This is a genomic window from Citrobacter sp. wls714, assembly GCF_005281025.1.
Classification (GTDB): Bacteria; Pseudomonadota; Gammaproteobacteria; order Enterobacterales; family Enterobacteriaceae; genus Citrobacter; species Citrobacter werkmanii.
The window spans coordinates 1-22,342 of the sequence record NZ_SZWZ01000009.1 but is presented as its reverse complement, the minus strand read 5'-3'; the positions used below and the strand labels follow the sequence as shown (position 1 = coordinate 22,342).

Here is a 22,342-nt window from a genome sequence, read left to right as displayed (position 1 = left end):
AAGGCTCTACATAAACTCATTTGGATGGTGTGGCACCGCAGCGGCTAACATAAGAGTTTCCGTCAAGATCTATCCATGACTCATCTCTTCCATCGGGGTATATCGCTTTTTCTCCGATCTCATAATTCACTCCTTTAGAAAACGCCCCTTTGGGAGTCATCTTGATATGAACATAGAAAGGATGGTAGCCAACATACGCACCAAACCCATTCTTCCCAGCAACCCTGCCACATACGAAACCGCTCACAACATCCCCGGACTGCTGGTTTTTGTCCAAATTGAACCTAACCATTTTAAATTTGGCGCTATCGGGATCCATCAACCCATTTGCAATTTCTTGTTGCCCGAGTTGTAGTGCTTTTTCCTCTGAAGGTTTACACGCAGTAAGTGCAATACAGGCCAAACTTAAGCAAAACATTTTTCTCATTATCATCCCCATGATTATCATGTTTTTTCTCATGATAACCAGGGGAGATAGGGATGTAACGATCAGAAACTAGTAGCGACCGCTTTTAGCGTACCCTTAGCAGTGGCAATGGCAAGCTCTTCAACTTGCTTAAGGGTCAGGTCTAGCTGATATGGCAGGTTAACAGGGACACTTGCAATGCGAGTGCAATCGTCTGGGCCATAGAAAGTCACGAAGGCACTGATCGCCTTTCCATTTTCGTTGGCATACCAAACAACATCAGAGACCTTTACTTCTGCAATTTTCATTAGTATTTCCCTCTAACGGCATTCCACAGCGGAGTGCCTGGTTTTCTTACTTGAGTATTAATGGTGTCAATCATCGCATCGTTGAGTTGCCTGCCAATAGCTGCAGCATTTGCTGAGCCACCTGTATTGGCCTGTCCACCTGAACCAATGTTTATGTCACCAAAACTGACGCTGATAATTGGCACACCAGAGTCTGCCGCCCCAGCCTGATTTCCCCCAACAAGCCCACCAGAAGCGTAACGGCCTAAATTACCGTTGTTCATTAGACGATATAGGTTATCTACGCCGATCCGCCTAGTGGCTTCTTTGGTGAAAACGAACTCATCTTTATGCACGATGCCTGCGGGTTCATATTTACCGCCCGCACCTGTGTAACCACCGGAATCAAACAGGCTAACTCCAGAGTTTGCAGCGCTGGCATATGCTCCGCCTGGCGTGTTGCCACCAGCACTACCGCTAATCCACCCCATCGCAGCCTGAACGGCGTAAGCCACAAGCAACTGATTCGTTACCTGCGCGATCATCTTCAACATGGACTTGGTGAAGTCTTTGAAGCTTGCAGTGCCGGTAGTTACCAGATCTGTCAACATGTCGGATAGACCACTGAAGGTTGAACCGGCCACATTTCGCATTGCTTCAAACGTGTTTGTTGCTGAGTCGGCATAATCGGCCCAGCCCCGCTTTGCGCCAGCCTGCCAGTCGCTGCGAAGTTCATCTTCTTTCCGGTAGGTCTCCTCTTGATCTGCGAGAACCTTTTTCTGAGCGTCTTGGTTAAAGCCGTAGGATTCAGTCAGGCGCTGGCGCGTCGCCTCCCTTTCAGCCTCTCTGGTGGACAAGCCTCTTGCTGCTGCCGCAATTTCCGCCTGCTTGGCAGACTGTTGCTGGGCGAACTTAGTTGCCTGGTCAGCCAATGAGTTCAATTTTTGCTGCTTGGCAATTTGATCACCCAGTCCGGCATTAATATCTGCCTGGGCCAGCAGCTTCTCTTTGTTCGCCAGCAACGATTTTTCATCGAAAGTTAATGCACGCCCTTTCGGATCGTTAGCTGTGGACTCGAGGATGGTGATTTTTGAGATTAACTCCCACTGCTGCTTACGCTGCTGGCTGATTACATCGTTGATGTCACGATGATCCTGCAGCGTTTTGAGCTGCGCTTGCAGAGCTAGAGTTTCAGCATTGTAGGTGTCGGTTGAGCGATCACCTGTTGAAACCTTAACGGCTGGAGTTTTGGGAGTTTTGTCCGGATGAAACTGTTTATTAATGGCATCTACAGCCTGCTGCCGCTGTGCTGAGCTCCAGTCGCCGGGCGAGGCCGCGACATTTTTCCAAAGTTCAGACAGGGCCTTGCTGCGTTTTTCCTGCCATGTAGCTGACTGTTCAAGGATGCGGTTTCGATAAATCAGGACATTAGTTCGCTTGTTATCATCCTCGGTTCCTTGCTGAATAGAAGCATTAATATCTTCCTGAAGCTGAGCAGCTTGTTGAAGTGGCGCTATTTGTGCCTTTAAAGCACTTATCGCTGATAACTGAGCTTTCCTACGTGCGTCATATTCCTGATCGTTACTGCTCGCATCATAGCTATATCCATATCCCTGACGCTGTCTATCTGGAAGCAAGGCTTTCTCACGCTCAGCAAGTTCGGACTGCATCTTGCGGAGCATGTCGTTCGGAGCTTCAGGGCGACCAATATTCAGAAGTTCATCCCACATCCCCTTAAGGGCCTTGCTGACGCTACCAGCAGCTCTCTCAATTAATCCCATGTTGTCGAGGATTTGCTGGCTGCGCTTTTGCTCAGCTAGGCTATAAGCTTTTGCAGCCGCCTCTGCCGCGCCCTCTTTATCACCCCGACGCTCCAGTGCCGAAATATAGCCGTATTGCGATGAGGTCAGGAAATGGAGCGTAGAATTAAGATCCTCCGCCGCCTTGGTTGGGCTGGCATACAGCTTTTGGAAGTTCTTAATGGTGGCGTCAACAGACTGGCCAGTGGCCTCCTGCATCGCCAGCGCCGCCTTGGTAACTGTTTCGAGCTGCTCCGTTTTAAACGTCCCTGCCCCAACCACCTCCGCGAGCGTCCGAGCGGCAGCCGCAACCTTACCACTGGAGCCTCCAATTTTTTGAGCCATGTCTGACAGTTGGCTCGCCGAACTGGCCGAATAATTACCCGTTAGTATGAGCTGCTTATTAAACTCACTGGCTTCCTGGCTGCCTTTGTACCAAGCTACAGCCATCGCCCCGAGGCCTACAACCAGACCGCTAATACCTATCGTTACAGGATTAATGAAACCTAACAGAGTGCGTAAATAGTCGCCCACCCCCGTTAGAGCCCCTTTAACCCCACCAAACTGGTCTTTAATCTGTCCGCCCTGTTGCAGCAGGATCAGGAACGGCGACTGACCGCCAGCCAGCTGCGTGGCGATATCGGTGAATTGCGCCGGAAGCGTGCGCATTGCTGCGCTGTACTGACCAACGGAGATTCCAGCGCGCCGGGCAGCAGCTTCCTGCCGGGATAGCGCTTCTGGTAGTACGTCTGCGACACCAGAGAGGCGCTCACGCGTCTGGTTAAGGATTGTGTTGAAGTGCTCGAACTGAGCACCGTTAATGCGCCCTGCTTCGAAATGGGCCACCAGATGTGCGTGCTGTTCATCCAATGAATTGAACGCGCGGATAGTCGGGTCGATGGATCCAAGAAGGTTCTTTAACGCTGCGGACTGCTTCTCTGCCGCCTGGGTAGCGGCTAATTCGGCCTGAGCACGCGCCGCGGCTTCTCCGGTGTCGGTCAGCTTGAGGCGGGTGTCATCCAGGATTTTGTTGTAAGCCTGAAAGGTATCGGTATCCAGAAAACCTTTGGTCTGGAATTTCCGCAGCGATTCTTGCTGCTCATCCAGGCGGTTTAAGGCCTTGGTAACCGGGTCGATATTCTCCAGCAGCCCTTTGAGCGCGTTCTGCTGCTCCTTGAGTCCTTCACTGCCTTTCTTCGCAGATTCAGCGCCAGCGCGGAACACGCTATTCAAATCATCTGCTTTATCTACGGCACCGGCCGCCGCCTGGCCGAGTTTATCCAGTTCGTTGCTGGCTGTTTTCAGGTCAGAAACATCGGCCCGCAAAGTAATCGAGGCGATCTGGTCTGTCATTATTTCGTCTCCTTATGCATTACCTTGAGAGCCTCGCTTTCCATAATTTGAAGGTCAGCCATGCAGGCCGCCGCATCCTCAACCCCGTGTAACTCGAACATCCAGGGAAGAACGTTGTAATCAAGGCCGGTCGCCCCGCTCGCGCCGACTCGCCACTGGGTCGCCAGGGAAGAGAAGATGGTGAAGGACCTCCACACCGAGGGCAGGATCCCCACCTCTTCCTCCACGTCCTCAGGCGTCAAACCAAAAGCGCTCAGCTCCGCGAGCGTCGGTCCCGGCGTATACAATGCTGCGGCGACCTGCCTCAGTTTTTTTCGCGGATACCCATCAGCTCTTTGGTGTATGCCAGACCGATGCTGTCGAACGCGCGCGGATAGTTTCGCAGAAGGACAATAACGTTTTCGCGGTTGAACTCATCTGGAAGCGCCCACCCCTCGACAATTTCCATGAGGTAATCGGCCTGCGGCTCAATAGCAGCCTTCTTGCTTTCTGCATCCTCTTGCAGCTTCTCGTCCATAGCACGCAGTTCCTCCAGCGTTTTATGGCGAAAGGTGAAGGTCAGTTTTCCGTCTTCGGTGCCAGCTCGCGGGATGCTGGCAGTAACGGAAAATGTCGGATTGGGGATCAGGGAGAATTTGGTCATTTGTTCATCTCGGTAAGGCCCGGCTTACCGGGCCAGATTAATCAAGTAATGCTGACGGTGCATCCGGCAGAAGTGAGCGTCTTGCCTGCAGCGTCGGTAACTTCGCAGGTATACACCCCGGCATCGGAAGACTGAGCGGACGGAATGTTGAGCGTGGATGCGGTTTTGCCCGGAATGGCGGTGCCGCCTTTCTTCCACACATAGGTGTACGGCGCGGAACCACCCTGCATGACCACCGACAGATCCAGAGCTGCGTTAGCAGCAACAGACTTGGTTGGTGGCAGGTCAGTCAGGAATGCCAGTGGAGTAGCGGAGGAATCGGCAATCGGGTAAATCTGCATATCCGATTCGAAGTTCATGCGCGCTTCATTACTTTCAACAGCATTGATTTCAGTACGTGGTACACGCTGGAAGGATACTTTGGCTGAGTAGTATCGATCGGCTTTGCCGCGCGGGTTGTGGAACCAGACCGCTGTAGTATCGCTGGAGTCGTCCAGGTCAATGAGGCGTTTGTAGATCGCCAGTTGCGGGTCATGCGCGAAGGTATAGACCTGAACCACGGCGTTTTTGAATGTCGGGATGGTACGGGCTTTATCATCCTCCAAGAATTGCACACTGATGGTCTGTTGGTCACCGCCTTCGGTGGACAGCGTCATAACCTGAGGCATGGTGATCCACGAATCAATTTTACGCAGCGTACCTGCCCCGGTACCCGCCGGAAACTTCTTGGTGTCGGTGGTATCGAACGCTTCCAGCACGATTTTCGTTCCAGTAACTGACTTGACACGCACCACCATGTTGTCGAGCTTCAGCCAGCCAGAGCTAACCTGGACGACATCGCCCGCGAGGATGCCAGCAGCCGAGGCAACGGTCAGTTCGCATTCCGTCGCATTGGATGCCGCAGTGAAGACAATCGGCGCAAGATAGGCCTTGGCCACGTTTACACGCGACCCGTTAGGGATTGCGAATGCCATTGCATTCTCCTGAATTTAAGTAATAAAAAACCCACCAGATAGTGGGTCAGTAATCAGCGCGGTACTGCATGCTGACGGGGATGGTGTAGGTGATGGAGCCGCTGCTGCCGTTTGGTGCAGAGGTCGGACGGTCCTGTATTGGCTGGCGAATCTGAGGCGGCCCGTTGATATAGACGGTCAAATCACCAGCCACCAGCGGCAGCCCTTCGGAGAAGGCGTCAGCGACAGACTTTGCCAGCCCTCTGGCCTGAATCACGCCACTACCGGCAGGAGCGATGATGTTGAGCTGGAGAATGCCCTGGTACGTACGCAACTGGCCTTCAATGTCCTGCCCCACGGTTTGCGCCGGCAGAATGTAAACACGCCCGTAAGGCGCATTATCGGGGGGAGTGAACGCGATGTTTGGCCAGGCCACTGGCAGCCCAAGCGAGGAGCAGATAACCGCGATACGACCTTCCAGCAGGTCAGCGATCCGCATTGACTGGTCACCGGCCATTGCGCACCTCGCTCATTGCCTCACGGAACAGCTGCGCGGCATCCAGCGCAGTGATACCCACCATGCCACCGGGCGCCTGCCCGGAGTGCCCGTTCTCCAGCGCCTGTGCATACGGTAGGTTATTGGTGAAGTAGATCGAGCTGACCTGTCCTACCCGGAACACCTCGAGCACTGCCAGACCGCGGGAGTTGGAACCCTGGCCAGAAGCGTCCGGCGTATCGTTGGATTGGGTCGGCTGGCTATCAAACGCCACATACCAGTTGTTCTTGAAGCGCCCCCCGACATAGCCATCTGGCTTTTTGATGTCCATCGAGTCGTTAACTCTCAGGCCACGCTTAAGCCGTCCTGATTTGGTCAGGTTGGCAGGATCATCACGCAGGGTCGCGTTATGCTCACGTACAGCAGTATTGTACGCTGTCGCAGTCTGGTTGACCTGCCAGATATCCGGTTGGCCCACCGGGGACATTTCGACCAGGCGCCCCAGGATTTTAATACCCGTCCGGCGCACTACCTCCTCTGCTTCCTGCTTTGAACTATCTATGAACAACTGAATGGCAGCAAGAAACGGCTGATTAGCAGAGCTGGACATAGTTACGCCCTCAGCTGGATGTTGTAGGAGATCAGCACATCGGCAGGCTTAACCGGATTCGGCTGTACCACGCGCCACTTTTGGCCGTCGATATCAATGATGTCACCGATGCGCACCTCAGTTTCAAACGTGGCCGCCAGCTTCTTATCGCCTGTAGCAATCAGAGAGCCGTCGATTTCACGAGTGGAGTATTCAGTGATAACGCCGGTAACGGTCGCGATAACAGACTCGGTGGTAATCTCTTTCCCGTACTGATCGCGGGTGGTGGTACCGCCTCGGGTCAGTTGGTAGGATTTGCCGTTATCCTTCAGGAGCCGCGTTGCCGTAGCGCGCATGCGGCGATAGTCGATTGCCATGCTACCCCCTTTCGACCCGGATCTGGTTGCCGCCCACTACAAGCCCGCGCAGTGCGGAATAGAACCATGGGAATGACGGAGAAGCTTTATTCGTTCCCGGCTCATACTGGACTGTTACCGCACCCTCGACGCGCTCCATCGTCACCGCCCCACCACCAGCGACCGACGGGGTGAGGTCAATCTCCTGCGACTCGATAGCCAGGCGGCATTGAGCATCAATCAGGCGCTGTGGAATCGCATCATTCGGCAGGTCAACACCATCGAAGCGCACGCCGGAACGCGGCCAGGATAGGGGCTGTGATGCGCTGGAACGCTGACCGCGCCAGGCCTTCCCTTCCAGAAAGTCCATTGCCTGCATCAGCATTTGGCCGCACTCACCATCATCTGCAGGAATGCTATATCCGCGCCCGGCGGCAAATGCCCGCAGGTCTGACACGCTGGCGTAGCTTTTGAAGCCTGGAGAGTTGGGATCGGCAACCAGCATGGTTATTCCTCCAGACGCCAGTCCAGCGCCAACCAGTTATCCACTTCATCAGGATGAACATCTGCGCGTAGCGGGCCGCCAGGGAATTCTGGGGTTTCACGTACCATGACCACCAGCTCAATACCCTGCTGTCTGCTGTTCCTTGCTGCTGTTCCTGCTGCTGTTCCTGCTGCGCAGGATTTTTATCAGCGGCCTGCTGAGCTGCAAGCTTTTCCGCTTCACGCTGAGCGCGCTGTTCTCTGGTTAATCCGGCCATTGGGCCTCCTGAAAAACAAAGGGGCCGAAGCCCCCTGGGTTAACCCATGATGATGGCGGAATGACGTGGCGCCACAGCAGCCACACCCCATGCCAGGCCCACTTCATAACGCACCTGACGGTACTGGCGGTACAGCGCCACCTGGAAGGTGATGCCAGATACCGGGTCGGTCACATTCATGACGTCATCAGCAGTATCGCCACCTTCAGGCATCGCCGGGGTACGGCTGGCCAGCAGGAATGCCCCGCGGTCAAACGCCATGTTCGGCACGAACTCACTCAACACGGTGACATCAGCCTGATCTGCCAGATCCTGACGGAGGCCCGGCGCGCTAATAGTGATAGTGGAAGACGTAGCCGCAACGACCAGATACTGGTTGTCATCACCGGCGAACTTCACCGCAGTACCAGCAGCAATACCGCCGGTGCCGGCAGAGATAGCGATGATGATATCGCCCTCTTTCTTCGCGCCATTGACCTTATAGCCAGCAGCAGCGCTTTTCGCGGTACGCTTGATGCTGAAGGATTCGTGGAGGTTGAAGCCCATGATGCGACCGATAACACCTTCACGCAGCAGCTGGTCGGTTCCCGCTTCGTTCGCTTTGAAGAGTACAGCCTGTTTACCACGGATGGATGCCATCGCTTCGCCACCCAGCACCATACGCAAATCAGTAGTCGGCGCACCGTTATCGGTCAGGATTTGACGCGCCAACGCAGCATCAGTCAGATCGTCTTTGATGCTGAACGGGGTATTCTTCGGCGCGCCAACAGCGCGGGAGGAGTTGAGGTACAGCGCAGCGAGGTCTGCATCCACTTCGTTCGCCAGCGCACGGAAAGCCTGCTTGAACTGGTCAGCCAGGATGGTGTTGTAGGTACCAGCCGGGCCCAGAGCCAATTGCTCTTCACCATTCCATTTCACCGGGGCCATTTTGGATTTGGTGATTTTGACATCCACACCACCGATGGTCTGGTCGCCAGAATTAGGCGCTGAAGGACCAGGGACAATATCTTCAGTGGTGGCTGCAGGTGCGACTGGCGCACGTACGGTCTGGTCTTTTGCAGCAGCATCAGCTTTCGCGTCACGCGCCACCGCAGGAATAAAACCAGTTTGCTCGCGGGACACTACGTCCAGCGCGGTATAGATGGTCGGGATCAGACCAGTAAGGGTATTGCCTGCCATTTATGGCTCCTTTCGATTTAATCGACGATGCTGACGCCGTCTTTCAGCGCTGCTTGCTTGCCAGCGTTATCCAGGGAATCAAACGCACCGCGTTTCATGGTTTTTTGCCCGGCCTGGTGCTGCGACTGGTGAGAACCGCCGCCGCTGTTACCGGACGCTTTGAGGATGTAATCTTTCTGCGGATGCGACTCGACCAGAGACTCCAGGGCCTCATCAAAGCTGGCTAACTCGCCGGGCTTGGTGCGAGAGAACACCTTATTGCCCTGGCCGTCGTAGGCCACAACCTTCCCTTCTTCGATTTTGAAGTTCTGACCGAAGTAGGAACGCACGAACTCAGTCGGGATCGCCATCTTCTCGGAAATGAACTTAGAGCCACCGAAGCGGCCGCCGATCATCTCGTCGTAGAGTTGAGTTTCCAGCTGCTGGGTCTTGCTGTTTGCTTCGTCCAGCTGCTGTTGGAAAACTTTGGTGATCTCCGCCTTTACCTGGTCAACGGCACCAGCATCGATCAGTTTTTTCTGGTCGATTTTGGTCATCATCTCTAGGGCTTCGAGCGCCTTGGCCGGGTCGGTGATGCCCGAGAATTTCGCGAGATTGGCTTCCGCCGCTTCCTTCGCTTCGCGGTGCGTTTTCGCCTCGCCATTCAGGGAGGTGATTTTGGTCATCGCTGCGACCGCATCAAACGGGATCTCTTTGCCATCATCATGGATGTACACAGGCATACCGTTTTCAACGACCACATTTCCGTTAGCATCAAGTTTCAGTTTCATTGTTTTGCTCCAGCCTTCCGGCCATACGTAATGGGTCATCCGACCCGGGCACCGCGTCGCATCCGCTCAGCGGCAGGCATAAAAAAAGCTGCCCGGAGGCAGCCTGTTAGATAAATTCGATTGTAATTTCGCCGCGTAGCTTGCGGGAGTAAACCTCACTCCGCTTTCGTTTATGGATCCGCAGCGGGTGTGGATGAATGCATGCAACACCTCGCTTAACGTCCGCCCAAACGCAGCTCTTTACCTCATTGCCATTTACAAACACCCTTCGTCTGCCACGGCCATCGCCCACGCAGTGAAAATCATCATTACGCATACCCTATCCCTCAAATGCCGACGCATCCACGCGGCGCAGTTCGTCCAGGGTAAGGAACTCCCCGGCATCGTTGAACATCTCCGGTACGGTGATTTTGCCGTCACGCAGCATCTGGGCTCGAGTAACGCCCAGCACCTGTTCCTGCCGCGCGTAAGGCTGCCTCGCAAGCCATTCGGCATAGCTGGTATGTGCTGGCACCTGTCCGTCCATTGAGGCGCGCGTGGCGCTGCTCAGCTCGCCTGAGGCTATTTGCATTTCATCCCACGATTTAGTGATCAGGATTTCGCAGGAGCGGCAGCAAAAGTGGATTTTGCCGGGGCCGCGCAGATACGGAATTGCATGGCCCAGCGGCTTGCCATCGAGCGAGTAGAGTTTGCGGTCGCGGATGATGCACCACTGGCTAGTGTGGGTGTCCAGAGTCGAAGACCACTGTTTGGCCTTCACGATATCGCTATTGGCTTGTGCAAACTCCTGGCGCGCCGTTGCTGCCATATGGTTCACCGCGGTGCGGGCAACAACAGCAAGGTCACGACGTGAGGCATTGATAACCCCGTCCTGGCGGTTAAGTTGCGGCGTGCCGGCGACGCGCTTCACGATCTGCTCGACGGTTTCACCCTGAAGAAATCCGGTACGCACCGCACTGGTGATTTTATCCAGCCGATCGGATTCAAGCTTTTGGCCCCACTCTTTCAGCAATCTCCCCTGAAAAGGTTGCGCCACCGCAGAGGCGTAGACCTGCTCTGGGGCAATGCTTTGCAGCGGGACGTGTTTCAGCACCTGCCCGGGTATAAGGCTGCTGAACAGGTCCATCTGATACCCGGTCTCATAATCCGTGTAACGTGCCAGCTCACGCGCCAGGGACGCATTAACCGGTTCGTAGGCTTGATGGTTCAGTTCACGAACACCGGCCAGTAGAGAGGCCAGACGACGCGCACTGTAGGTATCAGCGCGCTTGCCATCCAGCAGCACCAGCAGCCTGGCGGCCAGTTCAGCATCCAACTTGTTCAGCAGCGCGACCATGCGCCGGGCGACGCCGGTACCGTAACGCGTCACGTACAAGCCGTGCGCGATGGTCTCGTCCAGTAGCCTGTCATTCACGGAACGAGCCATTTCACACCCCCGGCGGTGGTTCACTCACTGACGCAGACTCGGCCAGCAACTCGCTCAGCACCGTATCAGGATCCGCATCGGCATCAATCAGGTTGAGTTTTTGCAGGGCTTTAATCGCATCGATACGGCGAAGGTCACCGCCCTGGCGCAGGGACTGAATAGCCAGCGCAGCAGGCGGGTTGAATTCTTTCGACTCAACATCCAGCTCGGTGCGCACATCTACGTTACCGCCCTCCTTCTCGCCGATGTACTCAGCCATGATCTGCAGGATGTTGTCGATCGCGTCTTCGAGGCTGGTGGCCATTGTGTAGAGCGGCGACTGCTCCTGCATTTTCTCTTCGGAGGTCTGGTCTACCGATTTGGTAGAGGTGTTTTCCGTACGCAGCAGCTTCGCGCCAGCCTGGCGCATCTGCTCCACCAACTCTGCCAGAGACTCTTTGCCGGCACCAATGGACGAACCGGTATGTTCAACGTATTCCAGACCCTGAGTTTGCCGATCGGTGAACGACGTGGCAGACGAAGACCCAATTACCAGCTCTTCTCCCTTCTCAAGCCCGAACACCGTCAATATAGGCACCCGGGCGACGTGCAGGATGTTGTCCTGCTCACTTTGGCTTTGCCAGTGCTTGATATTCAGCATGGCCATGTTGAGTAGCGGCGGTGAACCACACATAAACCCGGTGCGCTTGGTGTAGAGCGTCACCAGGGTGAGATCTTTACGAGAGGTTTGCCATTGATCGAATATCTCCCAGTTCGCCGCGCCTTCGGTACAGCTGGACTTGCGGTAGATTTCCACCTTCCCCGGCGTCAGATAACGTATCTGCTCCACCTTTGTTTGCCCGAAGTCGTCACCGTCCTCGACAACCACCTCTTTGATGCGCAGCGCGGTGAGCTCCAGCTTACCGTCCACCATCTTCGACTTCCATCCGATTACCTGGCGGGGATTAAGCATTGTGACGTACGGGCGCGCGCCGGTAGCTTTCTCATCCGCTTTGGTTTTCACCCTTTCGGGGTCCACTCGGGGATAGTCTACCAGCGCATGGGAGAGGCCATACTGCATCGCCAGGCCGAAGAATGACTGAGCCCAGACATCGAGGCGGGTACCTTCCAGATCGATGTTCTTCGCAAACTCTCGCAGTTGCTCTGGAACGTTCTCGGCCAGCTTAATCGGCTCGGCAAATACGCGCCCGATGTTTTGCTTAATGGTCTCTTCGTAGGCGGGCAAAAGCGTGGCCACAGAGAGGCGTTTTTTATAGTCCTCTTTGTCTTCTTTCGGCCAGCGCGGGAGATATGCCTCGCCCAGTTGTCGCATATAGAGCGTGCCGCCCATCAGGGCATCGTTGATATCCCACGCCTCGACCATGTTCCCATAGTCCAGATTGGGTGTTGAGATGTCAGGCATGGAGTTACATCCGTAGTTGAGTGACTTTTCCGGTGGGCTTGATGATCGGGAATTGCTTCACGATGAAATAGCCACCAGCGTCGTTTGGGTGATCGTTGTCGGCTGATTTATCCGGCTCGCCGTTTGACGCCCATACCTGCTGTTCAAGGCTGTCTGTATAGACCGGGCAGCGGGCAACGTTAACTTTGTAGCGGCGCTCACCGTTGCCGTTGCAGAACATGGCATTCATAGAGTTAATGCGATCCTTTACCGGCGGGTTGGCGGCGTTCACCACCACGCTGAATCCGGCCTGCTTGAGCTGCGCGATATCGGTGGCGCTGGCGTTATTGGACTTGCGTGAATCGCCGGAAGCATCCGGATAGATGTAAATCTGCCTGGAGGCAACATAGCGCCCGCCCTCGTAGCGCCAGAACTCTTCCTGGATACGCTTTATCATGGCCGGCGTGTCATAAACTTTTATCAATTCGCGTACCGCGCGCGGCTCGCCATTGCGAAGCACGTGGACGATGGCCGCCATTTTGCCAACATTAAAGTCCATGCCGATATAGAGCGGTTCGCCTGCCTGTTCTTCATCAGTACAGTTATTCAGACGTCGATCGAACTGGTGATAGATGGTGCCGCTGGTCAGGTTGGTGAAACGCCCCCTCAGATACGCCTTAATCAACTCCGGCGGGTAGGAATTCATCAGCGAAGGGATGTAATCCGCGGGCAGGTTCTTCGCGTTGTCGAACGTGCTGGCCTGGATCAGACCGTACAGGGCTGAGAGCTCTGGCTTTTCACGTACTGCCTTCACGAATTGCTGGTAAACGAATTTGAACCCCTCCGGCGTTGTCGTGACGTCAATACCGTTACGCAGCCCATCAACCTTGTAACGCATACGGGCGATGATTTTTCGCCAGGCCTGTTGCGCTTTGGCAGCCGCCATGACATCCAGCTCATCCACCATCGCGTTACCGATTTTGAAACCAACTATCGAGCCGGGCTTCTCCATCGAGCGACAGATTGTGGTCCCGCGGAACCTTCGCCCCTCGTAGAAGTGAACCTCTTTGTTACCCTCGTTGATTTTGACACTCAACCCCCAGTCAAATGCCACCTCTTCAATCGTTGGATAGAAGATGTCACGAATCTGCGGGTAAGTTGGCGCGAAGTAGCCCTGGTTGATTTTTGGGTGTTCCCACATCCCTTTGCAGATGCCGCCACAACCCACCCACGTTTTACCGGAACCGAACCCGGCAACGTAGGCTTTAAACTTGTGCTCCATCGCGAGGAAGCGAGCCTGTGGGATGTTAAGTGTCGGGCTGATCCCCATCTTCTTCCCTCGCATCCACTACGTTGATATTGATCTGCACTGGTGTTGGTTCGTCATCATCACCATCACCGGCCATCTCTTTGCGGAGTTTCTCAATCTCCAGCTGCCGGCGCTCGATTTCAATCTGTTGAAGTCGCTGCGCAAACTCACTATCAGCCAGGCCAAGCCGCTTCATGACGGCTTCATACATCCGTTCACGGCTTATCGCGGTAATTTCCACACCATGTTTGCCGAGCTTCACGCCGGAATAAGCCAAGGCAGCATCAGGGGGAAGTTTTCGGGTATCAGCAAAGTATGGCTGTCCGATCCCGTCACCATTGCAGCGCGGACAGGCAGGGTTTGGCTCCCGGTTGTGGTCGTAGCCATAACCTCCGACGTCTACCGGCTCTTTGCCCTTTCGCTCAAGGGCTTTAAGCCGTTGCTCCTCGAACTCCACCATGTCACGCCACTGATAGTGATGACCGAAGCCCCAGCAGTAACGGCATGCGCCACGACGATACTGTGAAAGCTGGTTTGCATCGAAGGTGGCGAGTTGCCACATCTGCTCCAGGACCTCATCAGCACTGCCAAGCGTGCGCGCAATGGAGGCTTTCTGCTGCTGCGCAATGGCCTGTGCAACTGAAGTTTTCTTAAGGAGTTGATAGCCGATTTGTTCAGCTGATTTTTTACTGTAGCCCGCCCGGATAGCTGCGTGTGTGGCATTACCATCCTTCAGGTACTCCGCGACAAATAAGCGCTGCTGAGCAGTAAGCCCATCATCGTCCACCAGCTCATTTGCGCTTTTATCTTTCTGCGCAGTGCGCATTTTTTTCTGCGCAGGTTTTTGCGCAGTTTGCGCAGAAGGTTTTTTGATATATCGACGTGCGGTAGCGTAGTTCAGTCCCTGCGCTTCACACCATTCTTTTGGTGATACGCCGGTTGCGGCATGTTCGGACAGGAACCGTTGCTGAAGCTCGCCCCAGTCCGGTTTTGCCATTGCTTACTCCAATAAAAAAGCCACCAGCGGATGCCAGTGGCTTGGGTGTGGTAATCAGGAATGGATTCGGACCATTGAGCCAGAAGATATTGGTCGTCTGCACCATCCTCCAACTTATAGCAGCGTCACGCTTCGTCCGGACCGGTATTACCCGACACTCGCGCACCTGATTAATGAGTTTCGACATTATCACAGGAACTCGGTGAATGCCTGTTGTAAAATCTAAACTAATAGCAACTAACCGGAGGTGGTGATGAAATCATCACGCGAAAATAATCAATCTTGCAACTTGTTAACTACGCTTCGCAGATCATTTTTAAGCTGCTTAGTTATGATTTCAATATTAGTATCGAACCAACCCGCATCCTGATCAGAAAACTCATAACCAGGTGAAATGAGCCCAAGCATACCTTTCTTAGACTCTAACGGGGAACGACCTTCCACCCCTTTCGTTATGGCAAGCACCTGATACGGAAGATAACTTAAATCCTCTTCGGTCATGCCTGCTCTAGACGCCACATCAGCAACACATGTCATGATTATGCCACTACAAACTTTTGCCTCAGTGATTGCAGTGCTAATAATAACAAGGCTAATTCTGTCTAAATCCTTCTGGTCAATATAATTTCCTGCCATAGAATTTCTGAATGTAAGCGACATAACTTCCATCCAGTGAGCTATATACTTTCTTACCTTTGCAGAGGCAATATTGCGCCTGAATTGCTTAAACATTAAATTCTCCATTTTATGAGAACTCATATTTTAACCTAAAGACAACAAAGTCAAAAGCCCAGTGATCACCGCTGTTAAAACCCCTTCTATTGCGAGGCTATAGGGTTATTGTTTGACTCTCTCACCGAGTCGTAAATGCGCTCACACGTCATCCCGGCGCGGTAGCGTTCGTCAGCGATTCCAGCATAACGTTTAGCTTCTGCTGCAATATCTCCGAGCATGTCGGCGAGCACTGCGGCGTCGGCTCCGGCTGTTTTGCTTCTGACGGCAGTGGCAAGATCTGAGGTGTGCTTTGCGGCGTCCAGACGGGTGGCAAGCTTTGTTGCTTCGGTACGCAGCTGGTTAACAGTGGCAGACAGGCCAGCAGCAGTGGCAGCAGATTTAGCGGCTTGTGCTTGTGCATCTTTTACAGCCTCATCACGGGCAATTATGCGCCCTTGTTCAATCATGCGGGCAGCTGATTGCGCGTTCGCTGTTCGCGATGATTCCGCGCTATCACGTTCCGCCCACTTTTTTTCCCAACTGCGGCTGCTCCATACATTCCCAGCAATGAATGCAACGGCCACCATCAGCAAAATGGCAATAAATCGATAGCGCAGGCTCACTGGTCTATCCCCCAGCACGTCAGCGCGCTTTCCTGGTCTCGTCGTTCTACCTGGCCATAGCAGCCATTTTTCTGGCCTTTGGTCAGACGACAGTCGCGGCCACCGTCTTTAATCCACCAGCGAATAGCTTCACAGGCTCCTTTACGGTCGCCAGCATTGATGCGCTTATAGAACGTGGACGGGTAGCATTTTCCGGGGCCGATGTTATACGGACAAAAAGATGCGATCCCAGCTTTCTGTGGTTCGGTCAGTGGCACCTTGATGTTTCGTTCAACCCACGCCAGCGCCTTATCGCGTTCTATGGCGTTCACCTTGGAACATTTCTCAGCAGACAGCTTCATGCCCTGAACTACTGGCTTGCCATCAACCATCGTGGCGCCACGACAAATGGTCCAGATTCCCCCGCCGTCACGATACGCCGTCAGGCTGTTACCCTCTTTCTCATCCAGAAACTGATCGAGAATCACGGGCGCTGAAGCCCCCGCAAGAATTAAACCAACGACCGCTGCACTCAGTTTATTCTTCAGCTTTGGTGGCATAGCCATTGCGCCGATCCTCCCGTTCTTTCCAGCGGAAATACCAGTTCACTGCACAGGTGATAACGGTGCATGCGATACCGACAATAATTGCCCAGTCGCTCAGGCTTAACCCTGCAATTCTGTCGGCCAACATCCAGGACACCTCTTTTGCTGTTTTAGCTGTTTCGGCATATGCCTTCGCTGATACACCGCAGCCGGTCAGCGTGGTTCCTGTTCCATATGAAAGTCTGCTGTAAATGGTGCTCATTCTGGACATAGCCTCACCTCCGATTCTTCGGATGGCGCTGTGTGTGATTAAAGGGTCAGGCTTCACGGGCTGGATTTATCCACAAAGCACGTAGCGGATGATTCCCGTGAGCCTGAAATAGAAAAGATAGGGCGTACCGGTCAAGATGGCGTGTCGCGTTGAGCTTTCGCTGTTACGATCCTAGTCTGGATTAGTTGCGGCGGCCGGCGCTTATCATTGGTTTGCCTCATAGGCCTTGTGCTGAACATCCAAACGCTCTGTCCATTGCGAAAATATCTTGCGATAAGAAGTAATTAAATTGTGACTTTTCATTATATAAATGAATTTCTGATTGAGGATACTTTCACTAAATGAGATTTTAGTGACGAATCTGAAAGATCAAATTACCTTAAGGATAATCAAAGTGAACAATTTCATTCAAGCTTTAGAGGTTTCGATTAAAACCCAAAATTGGTACTCAGTGTTATTTATATCACTGACACTGCCAGACATTTTCGGGAAGATTGATGAACCAAACAAAGGATCGCAGGCAAGAACTGTTAATTGGTACAACAAGTACATGAAAAATATGTATACACATCATATCGGCCCCGACCGCCTAGAGCATACATTCCTAAGCGGCGACGACTTTTATGCACTTCGCTGCGCATATCTTCACGAAGGAAGTGACGATATTAGAAATCAGAGGGCTCAAGATGTTTTAGAAAAATTTGAATTCGTCCAGCCAACAAGTCATCGAAGCCTACACTGCAACCAATTTGATCAAATGCTTCTACTGCAGGTTGATCGATTTGGGAAAGATGTGATGTCAGCAGTTGGCTCATGGCTAAAAGATATTGAGGGTGACGTAGAAAAAACAAATAAAATCAATGAGTTATTAAAAATAAAAATAATGCCATGAGTAAATATTATTTAGTATTGATCTCGAATTCGATAAAACTAACTTACTGAGCACACTCGTACCTCTAAAAACGAAAAAGCCCAAGGAGTTAACCTCGGGCTTGAAAACTCATTTACTGCCAGTGCATACAACAATGGCACAATATCAGATTTACACGAAATATATGCTAATTAGTTCATTTCTGCAATACCTTGCTGATAATTTGCTGCCTTTTGTTGTGAACGTGATCGCCAAACATGCAGTAGCGCCTGGGAATCGAGTCCCTTATACAGGCTGATCATCGCATCGTAATGCTCCACGTAATTCTGAGACCAGTTTGTTTTATTAACGCCCACCAACGCAGCGAGATCACCATACTGATAGACATCACGCCCGGCCAGTTCAGCTTTCACATCCTGCGCCGCCAGCCAGATGAGCTGCCGTAAACGGTCGATGGTCTTCTTCGCCACCCTCTTTCCGGCCAGATGCTCGCAGAATTTCGACCATGCCCACTGAGTAATCAGCACCTGATTATCCCAGCGCACGTTCTCGCTATAGTTCCACAGCAACCAGGCCTTCTGGTGCTCTTCGAGTGACATCAGAGCACGGCGCCACGATGCGGTGGAATATTCAACCGGCTGCACAAGAGGAATATGTGAACCCTTGGCATGTGATTGTTTGCCCGGTATTGGTGGGTTATCCAGCGTAATCATTTTCCCGGTCACTTCATCCAGCACTCGAGGCTTTTTACGTTTAAACGTTCCCGTATCGAACTGCGCGTTTTCAAGCCACGCCATCAACTGCCCTTTCGTCGCACCACTTAAATCGGCGGTGGCCACCATCAACTGCTGGCGCACGTATTCGAGAAATTGAGTGTTCATACAGCACCGCCTATGGTTTTGATGTAATTCTTCAGTATTCGGTAGTCCGTCAGCACAGAACCCGGAAAATGGTATAATCGCAATCGCTGCCAGCGAACGCGGAGGTGATCGGCAAAATAGGATTCAAATGTCATGCCGCCACCCTGCTCTTAATTAACCCACGGCGAAGTGCGCTGTAGCGCTTCCTGATGGCTTCAAGTTCTTCGATGGTGTATCGATGCGGGGTGTTATTGTTTTCGAGCGCCTCGACGCGCTCAGCCCCAATTTTCTCTATAAGGCCAAGGCGGTACTGCTGCTGATTGCCCGACAGCTGAACGTTACAGTGGTGGCACTGTTTATTGATATTGTCTTCTGTGTAGCGCAGGTGTGATGCCTTACCGCGTGAGCGGTAGTGACCTGCTTCCCACTGGACGGTTTCGAACGTCCCACAGCTGATGCATGGCAGATCGGCATCACGCTCGCGGATGTAGTCATTGACGACGCGTTGGGTTAAATCCTCCCAGTGCTTCAGCGGCTTAACTGCAGCTTTACGCTGGCGCCAGGCTGAACGCTCTTTCTTTTCAGTGGCGCGCTGCTTGGCAGACTCCTTACGCTGTGCATCTTCCCGCGCTTTTCTGGTCTGCTCTTTGCCGACGGAGCTGGCACATTCGTAGCCGCAAACCGTCTGCGTATCGCGCACAGGATGGAACCACTGGCGGCATTCTTTGTTGGCGCACTTGCGGCGCGGTAGCTTAGCCATGCTCACCCCCACGCCCTGTTTTGCCATACCCGGCTAGGGCGCGGTGCTTTTTCGCTTTCCGGCAACTGCACGCTGACAGTCCAGGTGATGTTGTCGCGATTCAGGCTACGTTCTACCGTGGCGCCACGACGGCGATAACTCGCCACCAACTCGTCTGCCTGTTCGGTTGTGCATTCGTGATGGTGGAACCAGGAATATTTCATGGTCATCACCCCGCAAAGCTCATGAGCTGCGATGCAGCGTTTTCCGCTTCACGCTGGTCCTTGAATGCCCGGGACAATACCCAGCGCCACAGAACATCAAGCGCGGCTTTGTAAAGTTGCTGGAACTCGGTTTCGTCCATGTTGGCGAAAGCTATGCTGCGGGGGTGTTTACGGAGGGTGCCGTCAGGGAGCTGTATGGCGTCGTAGTGGCCAGACTCGACGATCACCCATGCACGGTATGCGTCATAGGATTTGCAGATGCTGATACTTCCAGCGCGCTTATCTGCGATACGGTCGAGATATTGCTCGGCGGCGTCCAGGAGTGCGGCTTCGCTTCCCGCGAATGAGGCAAGGAATTTGGCGTAGCCGGTTACCAGTTTGCGCTCGTTGGAGGAGATCGCCCCGCCAGTAGGCTCCCAGTATTCGAAACCGAGATTGAGTAACGCGAAAAAGCGACGGTGAAACGCCGGGTTGCGTACCTGCCGGAACTCAGCCACCAGCACGGCGCCGAGTTTGATTTTTGATTGCAGAATATCGCTGGTCTCCGGCGTCGCGGGGATCAGGATTCCTGAGGACTGCTTGATGAGCTGTAGTTCGTGCGCCATGGTTTCTCTCCGTGGCGCAGTAGGTTACGGTTGTTCAGACCGTTGATTTCATATTATCAGAAGGTGGGGTTACCCGGTAGCCGAGACGGTGAATAAACTGCATAAAACCATTAAGAGTAAAGACCTCTTCATCATCCAACAAAGGCCGCATAGAAACCATGCCATTGACGCGATAAATTAGATGCCTGCCCGATGAAGGAAAGCTAAACACCACGCAGCCGTCAGACCTTCTTACAATGTCATACCAGTTGTCTTCTGACGTTTGCAAAGCTGAATCACTCACATTTATGTTCTCCCTTCGAGCGACTAACAGACGAGATTAAAGATTGTCGGCAGCAGCATCAGAGGGTTACGCAAATTGCGGTATTCTGAAAAATGCGCGCCAGCCTTAAGCGCAATTCTAATAAAACCAGTCGTCAGCGCTTTCCCAGGTATCCTGGAGGATTGATTCAATTTTCTTTTTATCGTCCTTGTCACCACCAAAAACACTTAACCCATCGGACCCGGCACGGCGGATTGTGAGCCTGCAATTGTCATAGTGATCATTCAGGCGATTAAGCAGTTCTTTCTCCAGTGCTGGTACTGCGCCTTTAGGAAGTTCTTTCATGCGATCAATGGTTAATTCAACTTTCATAATGGCCTCCATTGCATGTACTGTGTTTTTATACAGTATACCTATGCACGGAAATGATCAACGTTTTAAGAGCACAAATTGTTAATTTTCTGTCAGTAGTAAAAAAAGAAAACCCGACGTAGTGGGTTGAATTAGCAGTGTTATATTAAGCGGCAATTTCTTTCTGCCGGCACAATCCCGAGAGATTCGCCCTCTGTATCGCATCATCAATGAGCACCTGTATGACCATGAGGCAAAGCGTTATCCAACTTGCATTCATCTTTTTCAATCAGCAAAGGAGTGGTTAGTGCTGTGAGTGGGCTTTGTTCACTTCATGGTAGATAAATCAGCTATGGATAAGTGATAAGAGGTGAAACCAATCCGAATTAACAACCTGAAGCACATGAATCGGAACACAGATATTAAAATCCTAAAGTCTAGTAACAAATAGCCGATATGAGATATTGCTTATCAGTTTAAAAATCATCTATTGAAAAAATGGGGGGAGGCGTTGAAGCGAGTAGAGCGCGATTTTATCTGTCTGTTTAATTGTGTGTGGTATCAAGATTTCCCTGTGTTCAAAGGTGAATATATCAACCGTTCCAACTGGACCATTCATGTTGGCCTGGTCATGCGCGAGTGTGCAAAGTTAATGGGCGCAAGAACATTTTTTGAACAGGGCGGGCGTACCGATGCGGTCCTACAATATCCAGACAATCAAATTTTAACCTATGTTGAGTGGGAGTATAATCAGGCAGACAGAGATAGCGTTAACGAGTTAGACAAACTGCTTGAAAAAAACGACAAGTGCTATTTCTCCACATTCATCTCATATTGTCAGCATGAAAACATCAATATTGTTATTGAAAAAGCAAGTAGAATATGGAGTGAAGCAAGCAGGCCTTTGATTTTTTTTCTTATCACCTATGAGCCTCAAACGAAAAAACGCCGCCATTTTTTAGAACTCAGAACTTATTTTTTCTCAAACGGCAAAAGAAAACTAGTTCGCAAACAACCTGCGCTTCCATGGGATATTGAGCAACGAAAATACAATGTCGAAGAAGATGCAGGATAGAAGAGACATAAGGTTTTCACGACAGTCTCGTTTCGAGCCCTAACTAAAATATTCTGTTCGGAGCAACCAAATAGCTCTGGCTTTGCTGTGACCATGTTCGCGGTACTAACGCCTCTCCAGGTCCGCTTCTCGCTCATGGTGGACCAAAATCAAATCTAAAATGACGTGGCTAAGCGGGAGTACATAGTGAATGACAGGATGCTCCGGGCAGCACCATACTAATTCAGTTCCCGTCAGAGGTAGGCGTTGCTTCATGATGGGATGAGCGCTCCCTCCAGACAATCCATGCTACAGCCGCCTCCCATGATATATATCCATTACCGCCATTTTTCGCTCTGCGGAGATTAACTGCATCACCAAACCTTTCAATGATGAATTTTTCAAATTCTATGCGTTTTTCTTCGTCGATTGTTGAATCCATACCTTCCCCAGAAGTGTCCTACGAATCGCTCTTATTGCATAAAAAATAGCATATACAATAGAGAGTGAATGACCTGCCCCCACGATTAGATACAACA

General features: G+C 52.4%; 30 protein-coding genes. 2 read left to right on the top strand and 28 right to left on the bottom strand.

The window, feature by feature from the left end:
- Nucleotides 1-16: 16 nt before the first annotated feature.
- The 20 genes from FDX11_RS01495 to FDX11_RS01390 form a co-directional block, all read right to left on the bottom strand.
- On the bottom strand, nucleotides 17-427 hold the full coding sequence (locus tag FDX11_RS01495) for a hypothetical protein (protein WP_175330120.1): 411 nt from the start codon (nucleotides 425-427) through the stop codon (nucleotides 17-19).
- A gap of 62 nt (nucleotides 428-489) precedes the next feature.
- Complete coding sequence (locus FDX11_RS01490; RefSeq protein WP_049041295.1) at nucleotides 490-714, bottom strand: hypothetical protein; 225 nt, start codon at nucleotides 712-714, stop codon at nucleotides 490-492.
- Nucleotides 714-3,845: a phage tail tape measure protein gene (locus FDX11_RS01485; RefSeq protein WP_137397360.1), complete on the bottom strand. Its 3,132-nt coding sequence runs from the start codon at nucleotides 3,843-3,845 to the stop codon at nucleotides 714-716. Before FDX11_RS01485 ends, FDX11_RS01490 begins: the two co-directional genes overlap by 1 nt.
- On the bottom strand, nucleotides 3,845-4,132 hold the full coding sequence (locus FDX11_RS01480; RefSeq protein WP_016247126.1) for a DUF1799 domain-containing protein: 288 nt from the start codon (nucleotides 4,130-4,132) through the stop codon (nucleotides 3,845-3,847). The genes FDX11_RS01485 and FDX11_RS01480 overlap by 1 nt, the downstream gene beginning before the upstream one ends.
- Before the next feature lie 17 nt (nucleotides 4,133-4,149).
- On the bottom strand, nucleotides 4,150-4,488 hold the full coding sequence (locus FDX11_RS01475) for a phage tail assembly chaperone (RefSeq protein WP_137397359.1): 339 nt from the start codon (nucleotides 4,486-4,488) through the stop codon (nucleotides 4,150-4,152).
- Between the two features lie 41 nt (nucleotides 4,489-4,529).
- On the bottom strand, nucleotides 4,530-5,462 hold the full coding sequence (locus FDX11_RS01470; RefSeq protein ID WP_137397358.1) for a phage tail tube protein: 933 nt from the start codon (nucleotides 5,460-5,462) through the stop codon (nucleotides 4,530-4,532).
- Between the two features lie 46 nt (nucleotides 5,463-5,508).
- Nucleotides 5,509-5,958, bottom strand: a complete 450-nt coding sequence (locus tag FDX11_RS01465) for a DUF4128 domain-containing protein (RefSeq protein WP_137397357.1) — start codon at nucleotides 5,956-5,958, stop codon at nucleotides 5,509-5,511.
- On the bottom strand, nucleotides 5,948-6,547 hold the full coding sequence (locus FDX11_RS01460) for a hypothetical protein (protein WP_137397356.1): 600 nt from the start codon (nucleotides 6,545-6,547) through the stop codon (nucleotides 5,948-5,950). Before FDX11_RS01460 ends, FDX11_RS01465 begins: the two co-directional genes overlap by 11 nt.
- A 2-nt stretch (nucleotides 6,548-6,549) precedes the next feature.
- Nucleotides 6,550-6,903, bottom strand: coding sequence for a hypothetical protein (locus FDX11_RS01455; RefSeq protein WP_137397355.1), 354 nt, complete (start codon nucleotides 6,901-6,903; stop codon nucleotides 6,550-6,552).
- Nucleotide 6,904: 1 nt separating this feature from the next.
- A complete protein-coding gene (locus FDX11_RS01450) occupies nucleotides 6,905-7,387 on the bottom strand; it encodes a DnaT-like ssDNA-binding protein (protein WP_137397354.1) in 483 nt (160 codons plus the stop codon).
- Nucleotides 7,388-7,682: 295 nt separating this feature from the next.
- Nucleotides 7,683-8,822 carry a P22 phage major capsid protein family protein gene (locus FDX11_RS01440; RefSeq protein ID WP_016156686.1) on the bottom strand — a complete coding sequence of 380 codons (1,140 nt, stop codon included), beginning with the start codon at nucleotides 8,820-8,822 and terminating at the stop codon, nucleotides 7,683-7,685.
- Nucleotides 8,823-8,839: 17 nt separating this feature from the next.
- Nucleotides 8,840-9,592 (bottom strand): DUF6651 domain-containing protein, encoded by a 753-nt coding sequence (locus tag FDX11_RS01435; protein ID WP_079902486.1) that lies wholly within the window; start codon nucleotides 9,590-9,592, stop codon nucleotides 8,840-8,842.
- A 319-nt stretch (nucleotides 9,593-9,911) separates the two neighbouring features.
- Complete coding sequence (locus tag FDX11_RS01425) at nucleotides 9,912-11,018, bottom strand: phage minor head protein (RefSeq protein WP_137397353.1); 1,107 nt, start codon at nucleotides 11,016-11,018, stop codon at nucleotides 9,912-9,914.
- A 1-nt stretch (nucleotide 11,019) separates the two neighbouring features.
- Nucleotides 11,020-12,420, bottom strand: coding sequence for a DUF4055 domain-containing protein (locus FDX11_RS01420; protein ID WP_137397352.1), 1,401 nt, complete (start codon nucleotides 12,418-12,420; stop codon nucleotides 11,020-11,022).
- 4 nt (nucleotides 12,421-12,424) lie between these two features.
- Nucleotides 12,425-13,729: a terminase large subunit domain-containing protein gene (locus FDX11_RS01415; RefSeq protein WP_137397351.1), complete on the bottom strand. Its 1,305-nt coding sequence runs from the start codon at nucleotides 13,727-13,729 to the stop codon at nucleotides 12,425-12,427.
- Nucleotides 13,707-14,705, bottom strand: a complete 999-nt coding sequence (locus FDX11_RS01410) for a terminase small subunit (protein ID WP_137397350.1) — start codon at nucleotides 14,703-14,705, stop codon at nucleotides 13,707-13,709. Before FDX11_RS01410 ends, FDX11_RS01415 begins: the two co-directional genes overlap by 23 nt.
- A gap of 276 nt (nucleotides 14,706-14,981) precedes the next feature.
- Nucleotides 14,982-15,437 (bottom strand): hypothetical protein, encoded by a 456-nt coding sequence (locus tag FDX11_RS01405; RefSeq protein WP_137397349.1) that lies wholly within the window; start codon nucleotides 15,435-15,437, stop codon nucleotides 14,982-14,984.
- 86 nt (nucleotides 15,438-15,523) lie between these two features.
- Nucleotides 15,524-16,042 carry a DUF2514 domain-containing protein gene (locus FDX11_RS01400; RefSeq protein WP_137397348.1) on the bottom strand — a complete coding sequence of 173 codons (519 nt, stop codon included), beginning with the start codon at nucleotides 16,040-16,042 and terminating at the stop codon, nucleotides 15,524-15,526.
- Nucleotides 16,039-16,587 carry a lysozyme gene (locus FDX11_RS01395; protein WP_137397347.1) on the bottom strand — a complete coding sequence of 183 codons (549 nt, stop codon included), beginning with the start codon at nucleotides 16,585-16,587 and terminating at the stop codon, nucleotides 16,039-16,041. Before FDX11_RS01395 ends, FDX11_RS01400 begins: the two co-directional genes overlap by 4 nt.
- Nucleotides 16,559-16,837, bottom strand: coding sequence for a phage holin (locus FDX11_RS01390; protein WP_137397346.1), 279 nt, complete (start codon nucleotides 16,835-16,837; stop codon nucleotides 16,559-16,561). Before FDX11_RS01390 ends, FDX11_RS01395 begins: the two co-directional genes overlap by 29 nt.
- Before the next feature lie 394 nt (nucleotides 16,838-17,231).
- Here FDX11_RS01390 and FDX11_RS01385 point away from each other — a divergent pair, with 394 nt between their 5' ends.
- Entirely contained in the window at nucleotides 17,232-17,729 is a 498-nt protein-coding gene (locus FDX11_RS01385) for a hypothetical protein (RefSeq protein WP_137397345.1), read from the top strand.
- A gap of 170 nt (nucleotides 17,730-17,899) precedes the next feature.
- Here the strand turns inward: FDX11_RS01385 and FDX11_RS01380 are convergent, their stop codons facing one another.
- The 7 genes from FDX11_RS01380 to FDX11_RS01350 all read right to left on the bottom strand — a co-directional run bounded on the left by FDX11_RS01380 (nucleotide 17,900) and on the right by FDX11_RS01350 (nucleotide 20,770).
- On the bottom strand, nucleotides 17,900-18,589 hold the full coding sequence (locus FDX11_RS01380; protein WP_137397344.1) for a bacteriophage antitermination protein Q: 690 nt from the start codon (nucleotides 18,587-18,589) through the stop codon (nucleotides 17,900-17,902).
- Entirely contained in the window at nucleotides 18,586-18,723 is a 138-nt protein-coding gene (locus tag FDX11_RS01375; RefSeq protein WP_016156248.1) for a YlcG family protein, read from the bottom strand. The genes FDX11_RS01380 and FDX11_RS01375 overlap by 4 nt, the downstream gene beginning before the upstream one ends.
- The gene (locus FDX11_RS01370) at nucleotides 18,720-19,328 is read right to left on the bottom strand and encodes a recombination protein NinG (RefSeq protein WP_137397343.1); all 609 of its coding nucleotides are present in this window, start codon (nucleotides 19,326-19,328) and stop codon (nucleotides 18,720-18,722) included. The genes FDX11_RS01375 and FDX11_RS01370 overlap by 4 nt, the downstream gene beginning before the upstream one ends.
- A 2-nt stretch (nucleotides 19,329-19,330) precedes the next feature.
- The gene (locus FDX11_RS01365; RefSeq protein ID WP_137397342.1) at nucleotides 19,331-19,537 is read right to left on the bottom strand and encodes a hypothetical protein; all 207 of its coding nucleotides are present in this window, start codon (nucleotides 19,535-19,537) and stop codon (nucleotides 19,331-19,333) included.
- Nucleotides 19,537-20,136 carry a DUF1367 family protein gene (locus FDX11_RS01360; protein WP_137397341.1) on the bottom strand — a complete coding sequence of 200 codons (600 nt, stop codon included), beginning with the start codon at nucleotides 20,134-20,136 and terminating at the stop codon, nucleotides 19,537-19,539. Before FDX11_RS01360 ends, FDX11_RS01365 begins: the two co-directional genes overlap by 1 nt.
- A gap of 34 nt (nucleotides 20,137-20,170) precedes the next feature.
- Entirely contained in the window at nucleotides 20,171-20,419 is a 249-nt protein-coding gene (locus FDX11_RS01355; RefSeq protein ID WP_137397340.1) for a hypothetical protein, read from the bottom strand.
- A gap of 117 nt (nucleotides 20,420-20,536) precedes the next feature.
- Nucleotides 20,537-20,770: a DinI family protein gene (locus FDX11_RS01350; RefSeq protein WP_137397339.1), complete on the bottom strand. Its 234-nt coding sequence runs from the start codon at nucleotides 20,768-20,770 to the stop codon at nucleotides 20,537-20,539.
- Between the two features lie 490 nt (nucleotides 20,771-21,260).
- Between FDX11_RS01350 and FDX11_RS01345 the strand changes: the two genes are divergently transcribed.
- On the top strand, nucleotides 21,261-21,824 hold the full coding sequence (locus FDX11_RS01345; protein WP_170973743.1) for a hypothetical protein: 564 nt from the start codon (nucleotides 21,261-21,263) through the stop codon (nucleotides 21,822-21,824).
- A gap of 223 nt (nucleotides 21,825-22,047) precedes the next feature.
- Here the strand turns inward: FDX11_RS01345 and FDX11_RS01340 are convergent, their stop codons facing one another.
- Entirely contained in the window at nucleotides 22,048-22,245 is a 198-nt protein-coding gene (locus FDX11_RS01340; RefSeq protein ID WP_053271635.1) for a hypothetical protein, read from the bottom strand.
- Between the last annotated feature and the right edge of the window lie 97 nt (nucleotides 22,246-22,342).

Bases quoted from the DNA above. Each gene is read 5' to 3' on its own strand.
- FDX11_RS01420 (WP_137397352.1), bottom strand. From the start codon at position 12,420: ATGCCTGACATCTCAACACCCAATCTGGACTATGGGAACATGGTCGAG.
- FDX11_RS01360 (WP_137397341.1), bottom strand. From the start codon at position 20,136: ATGGCGCACGAACTACAGCTCATCAAGCAGTCCTCAGGAATCCTGATC.
- FDX11_RS01450 (WP_137397354.1), bottom strand. From the start codon at position 7,387: ATGCTGGTTGCCGATCCCAACTCTCCAGGCTTCAAAAGCTACGCCAGC.
- FDX11_RS01425 (WP_137397353.1), bottom strand. From the start codon at position 11,018: ATGGCTCGTTCCGTGAATGACAGGCTACTGGACGAGACCATCGCGCAC.
- FDX11_RS01440 (WP_016156686.1), bottom strand. From the start codon at position 8,822: ATGGCAGGCAATACCCTTACTGGTCTGATCCCGACCATCTATACCGCG.
- FDX11_RS01350 (WP_137397339.1), bottom strand. From the start codon at position 20,770: ATGAAAGTTGAATTAACCATTGATCGCATGAAAGAACTTCCTAAAGGC.
- FDX11_RS01435 (WP_079902486.1), bottom strand. From the start codon at position 9,592: ATGAAACTGAAACTTGATGCTAACGGAAATGTGGTCGTTGAAAACGGT.
- FDX11_RS01375 (WP_016156248.1), bottom strand. From the start codon at position 18,723: ATGACATTTGAATCCTATTTTGCCGATCACCTCCGCGTTCGCTGGCAG.
- FDX11_RS01455 (WP_137397355.1), bottom strand. From the start codon at position 6,903: ATGGCAATCGACTATCGCCGCATGCGCGCTACGGCAACGCGGCTCCTG.
- FDX11_RS01460 (WP_137397356.1), bottom strand. From the start codon at position 6,547: ATGTCCAGCTCTGCTAATCAGCCGTTTCTTGCTGCCATTCAGTTGTTC.
- FDX11_RS01395 (WP_137397347.1), bottom strand. From the start codon at position 16,587: ATGGCTATGCCACCAAAGCTGAAGAATAAACTGAGTGCAGCGGTCGTT.
- FDX11_RS01340 (WP_053271635.1), bottom strand. From the start codon at position 22,245: ATGGATTCAACAATCGACGAAGAAAAACGCATAGAATTTGAAAAATTC.
- FDX11_RS01495 (WP_175330120.1), bottom strand. From the start codon at position 427: ATGAGAAAAATGTTTTGCTTAAGTTTGGCCTGTATTGCACTTACTGCG.
- FDX11_RS01475 (WP_137397359.1), bottom strand. From the start codon at position 4,488: ATGACCAAATTCTCCCTGATCCCCAATCCGACATTTTCCGTTACTGCC.
- FDX11_RS01390 (WP_137397346.1), bottom strand. From the start codon at position 16,837: ATGTCCAGAATGAGCACCATTTACAGCAGACTTTCATATGGAACAGGA.
- FDX11_RS01365 (WP_137397342.1), bottom strand. From the start codon at position 19,537: ATGACCATGAAATATTCCTGGTTCCACCATCACGAATGCACAACCGAA.
- FDX11_RS01490 (WP_049041295.1), bottom strand. From the start codon at position 714: ATGAAAATTGCAGAAGTAAAGGTCTCTGATGTTGTTTGGTATGCCAAC.
- FDX11_RS01370 (WP_137397343.1), bottom strand. From the start codon at position 19,328: ATGGCTAAGCTACCGCGCCGCAAGTGCGCCAACAAAGAATGCCGCCAG.
- FDX11_RS01405 (WP_137397349.1), bottom strand. From the start codon at position 15,437: ATGTTTAAGCAATTCAGGCGCAATATTGCCTCTGCAAAGGTAAGAAAG.
- FDX11_RS01470 (WP_137397358.1), bottom strand. From the start codon at position 5,462: ATGGCATTCGCAATCCCTAACGGGTCGCGTGTAAACGTGGCCAAGGCC.
- FDX11_RS01415 (WP_137397351.1), bottom strand. From the start codon at position 13,729: ATGGGGATCAGCCCGACACTTAACATCCCACAGGCTCGCTTCCTCGCG.
- FDX11_RS01410 (WP_137397350.1), bottom strand. From the start codon at position 14,705: ATGGCAAAACCGGACTGGGGCGAGCTTCAGCAACGGTTCCTGTCCGAA.
- FDX11_RS01380 (WP_137397344.1), bottom strand. From the start codon at position 18,589: ATGAACACTCAATTTCTCGAATACGTGCGCCAGCAGTTGATGGTGGCC.
- FDX11_RS01465 (WP_137397357.1), bottom strand. From the start codon at position 5,958: ATGGCCGGTGACCAGTCAATGCGGATCGCTGACCTGCTGGAAGGTCGT.
- FDX11_RS01485 (WP_137397360.1), bottom strand. From the start codon at position 3,845: ATGACAGACCAGATCGCCTCGATTACTTTGCGGGCCGATGTTTCTGAC.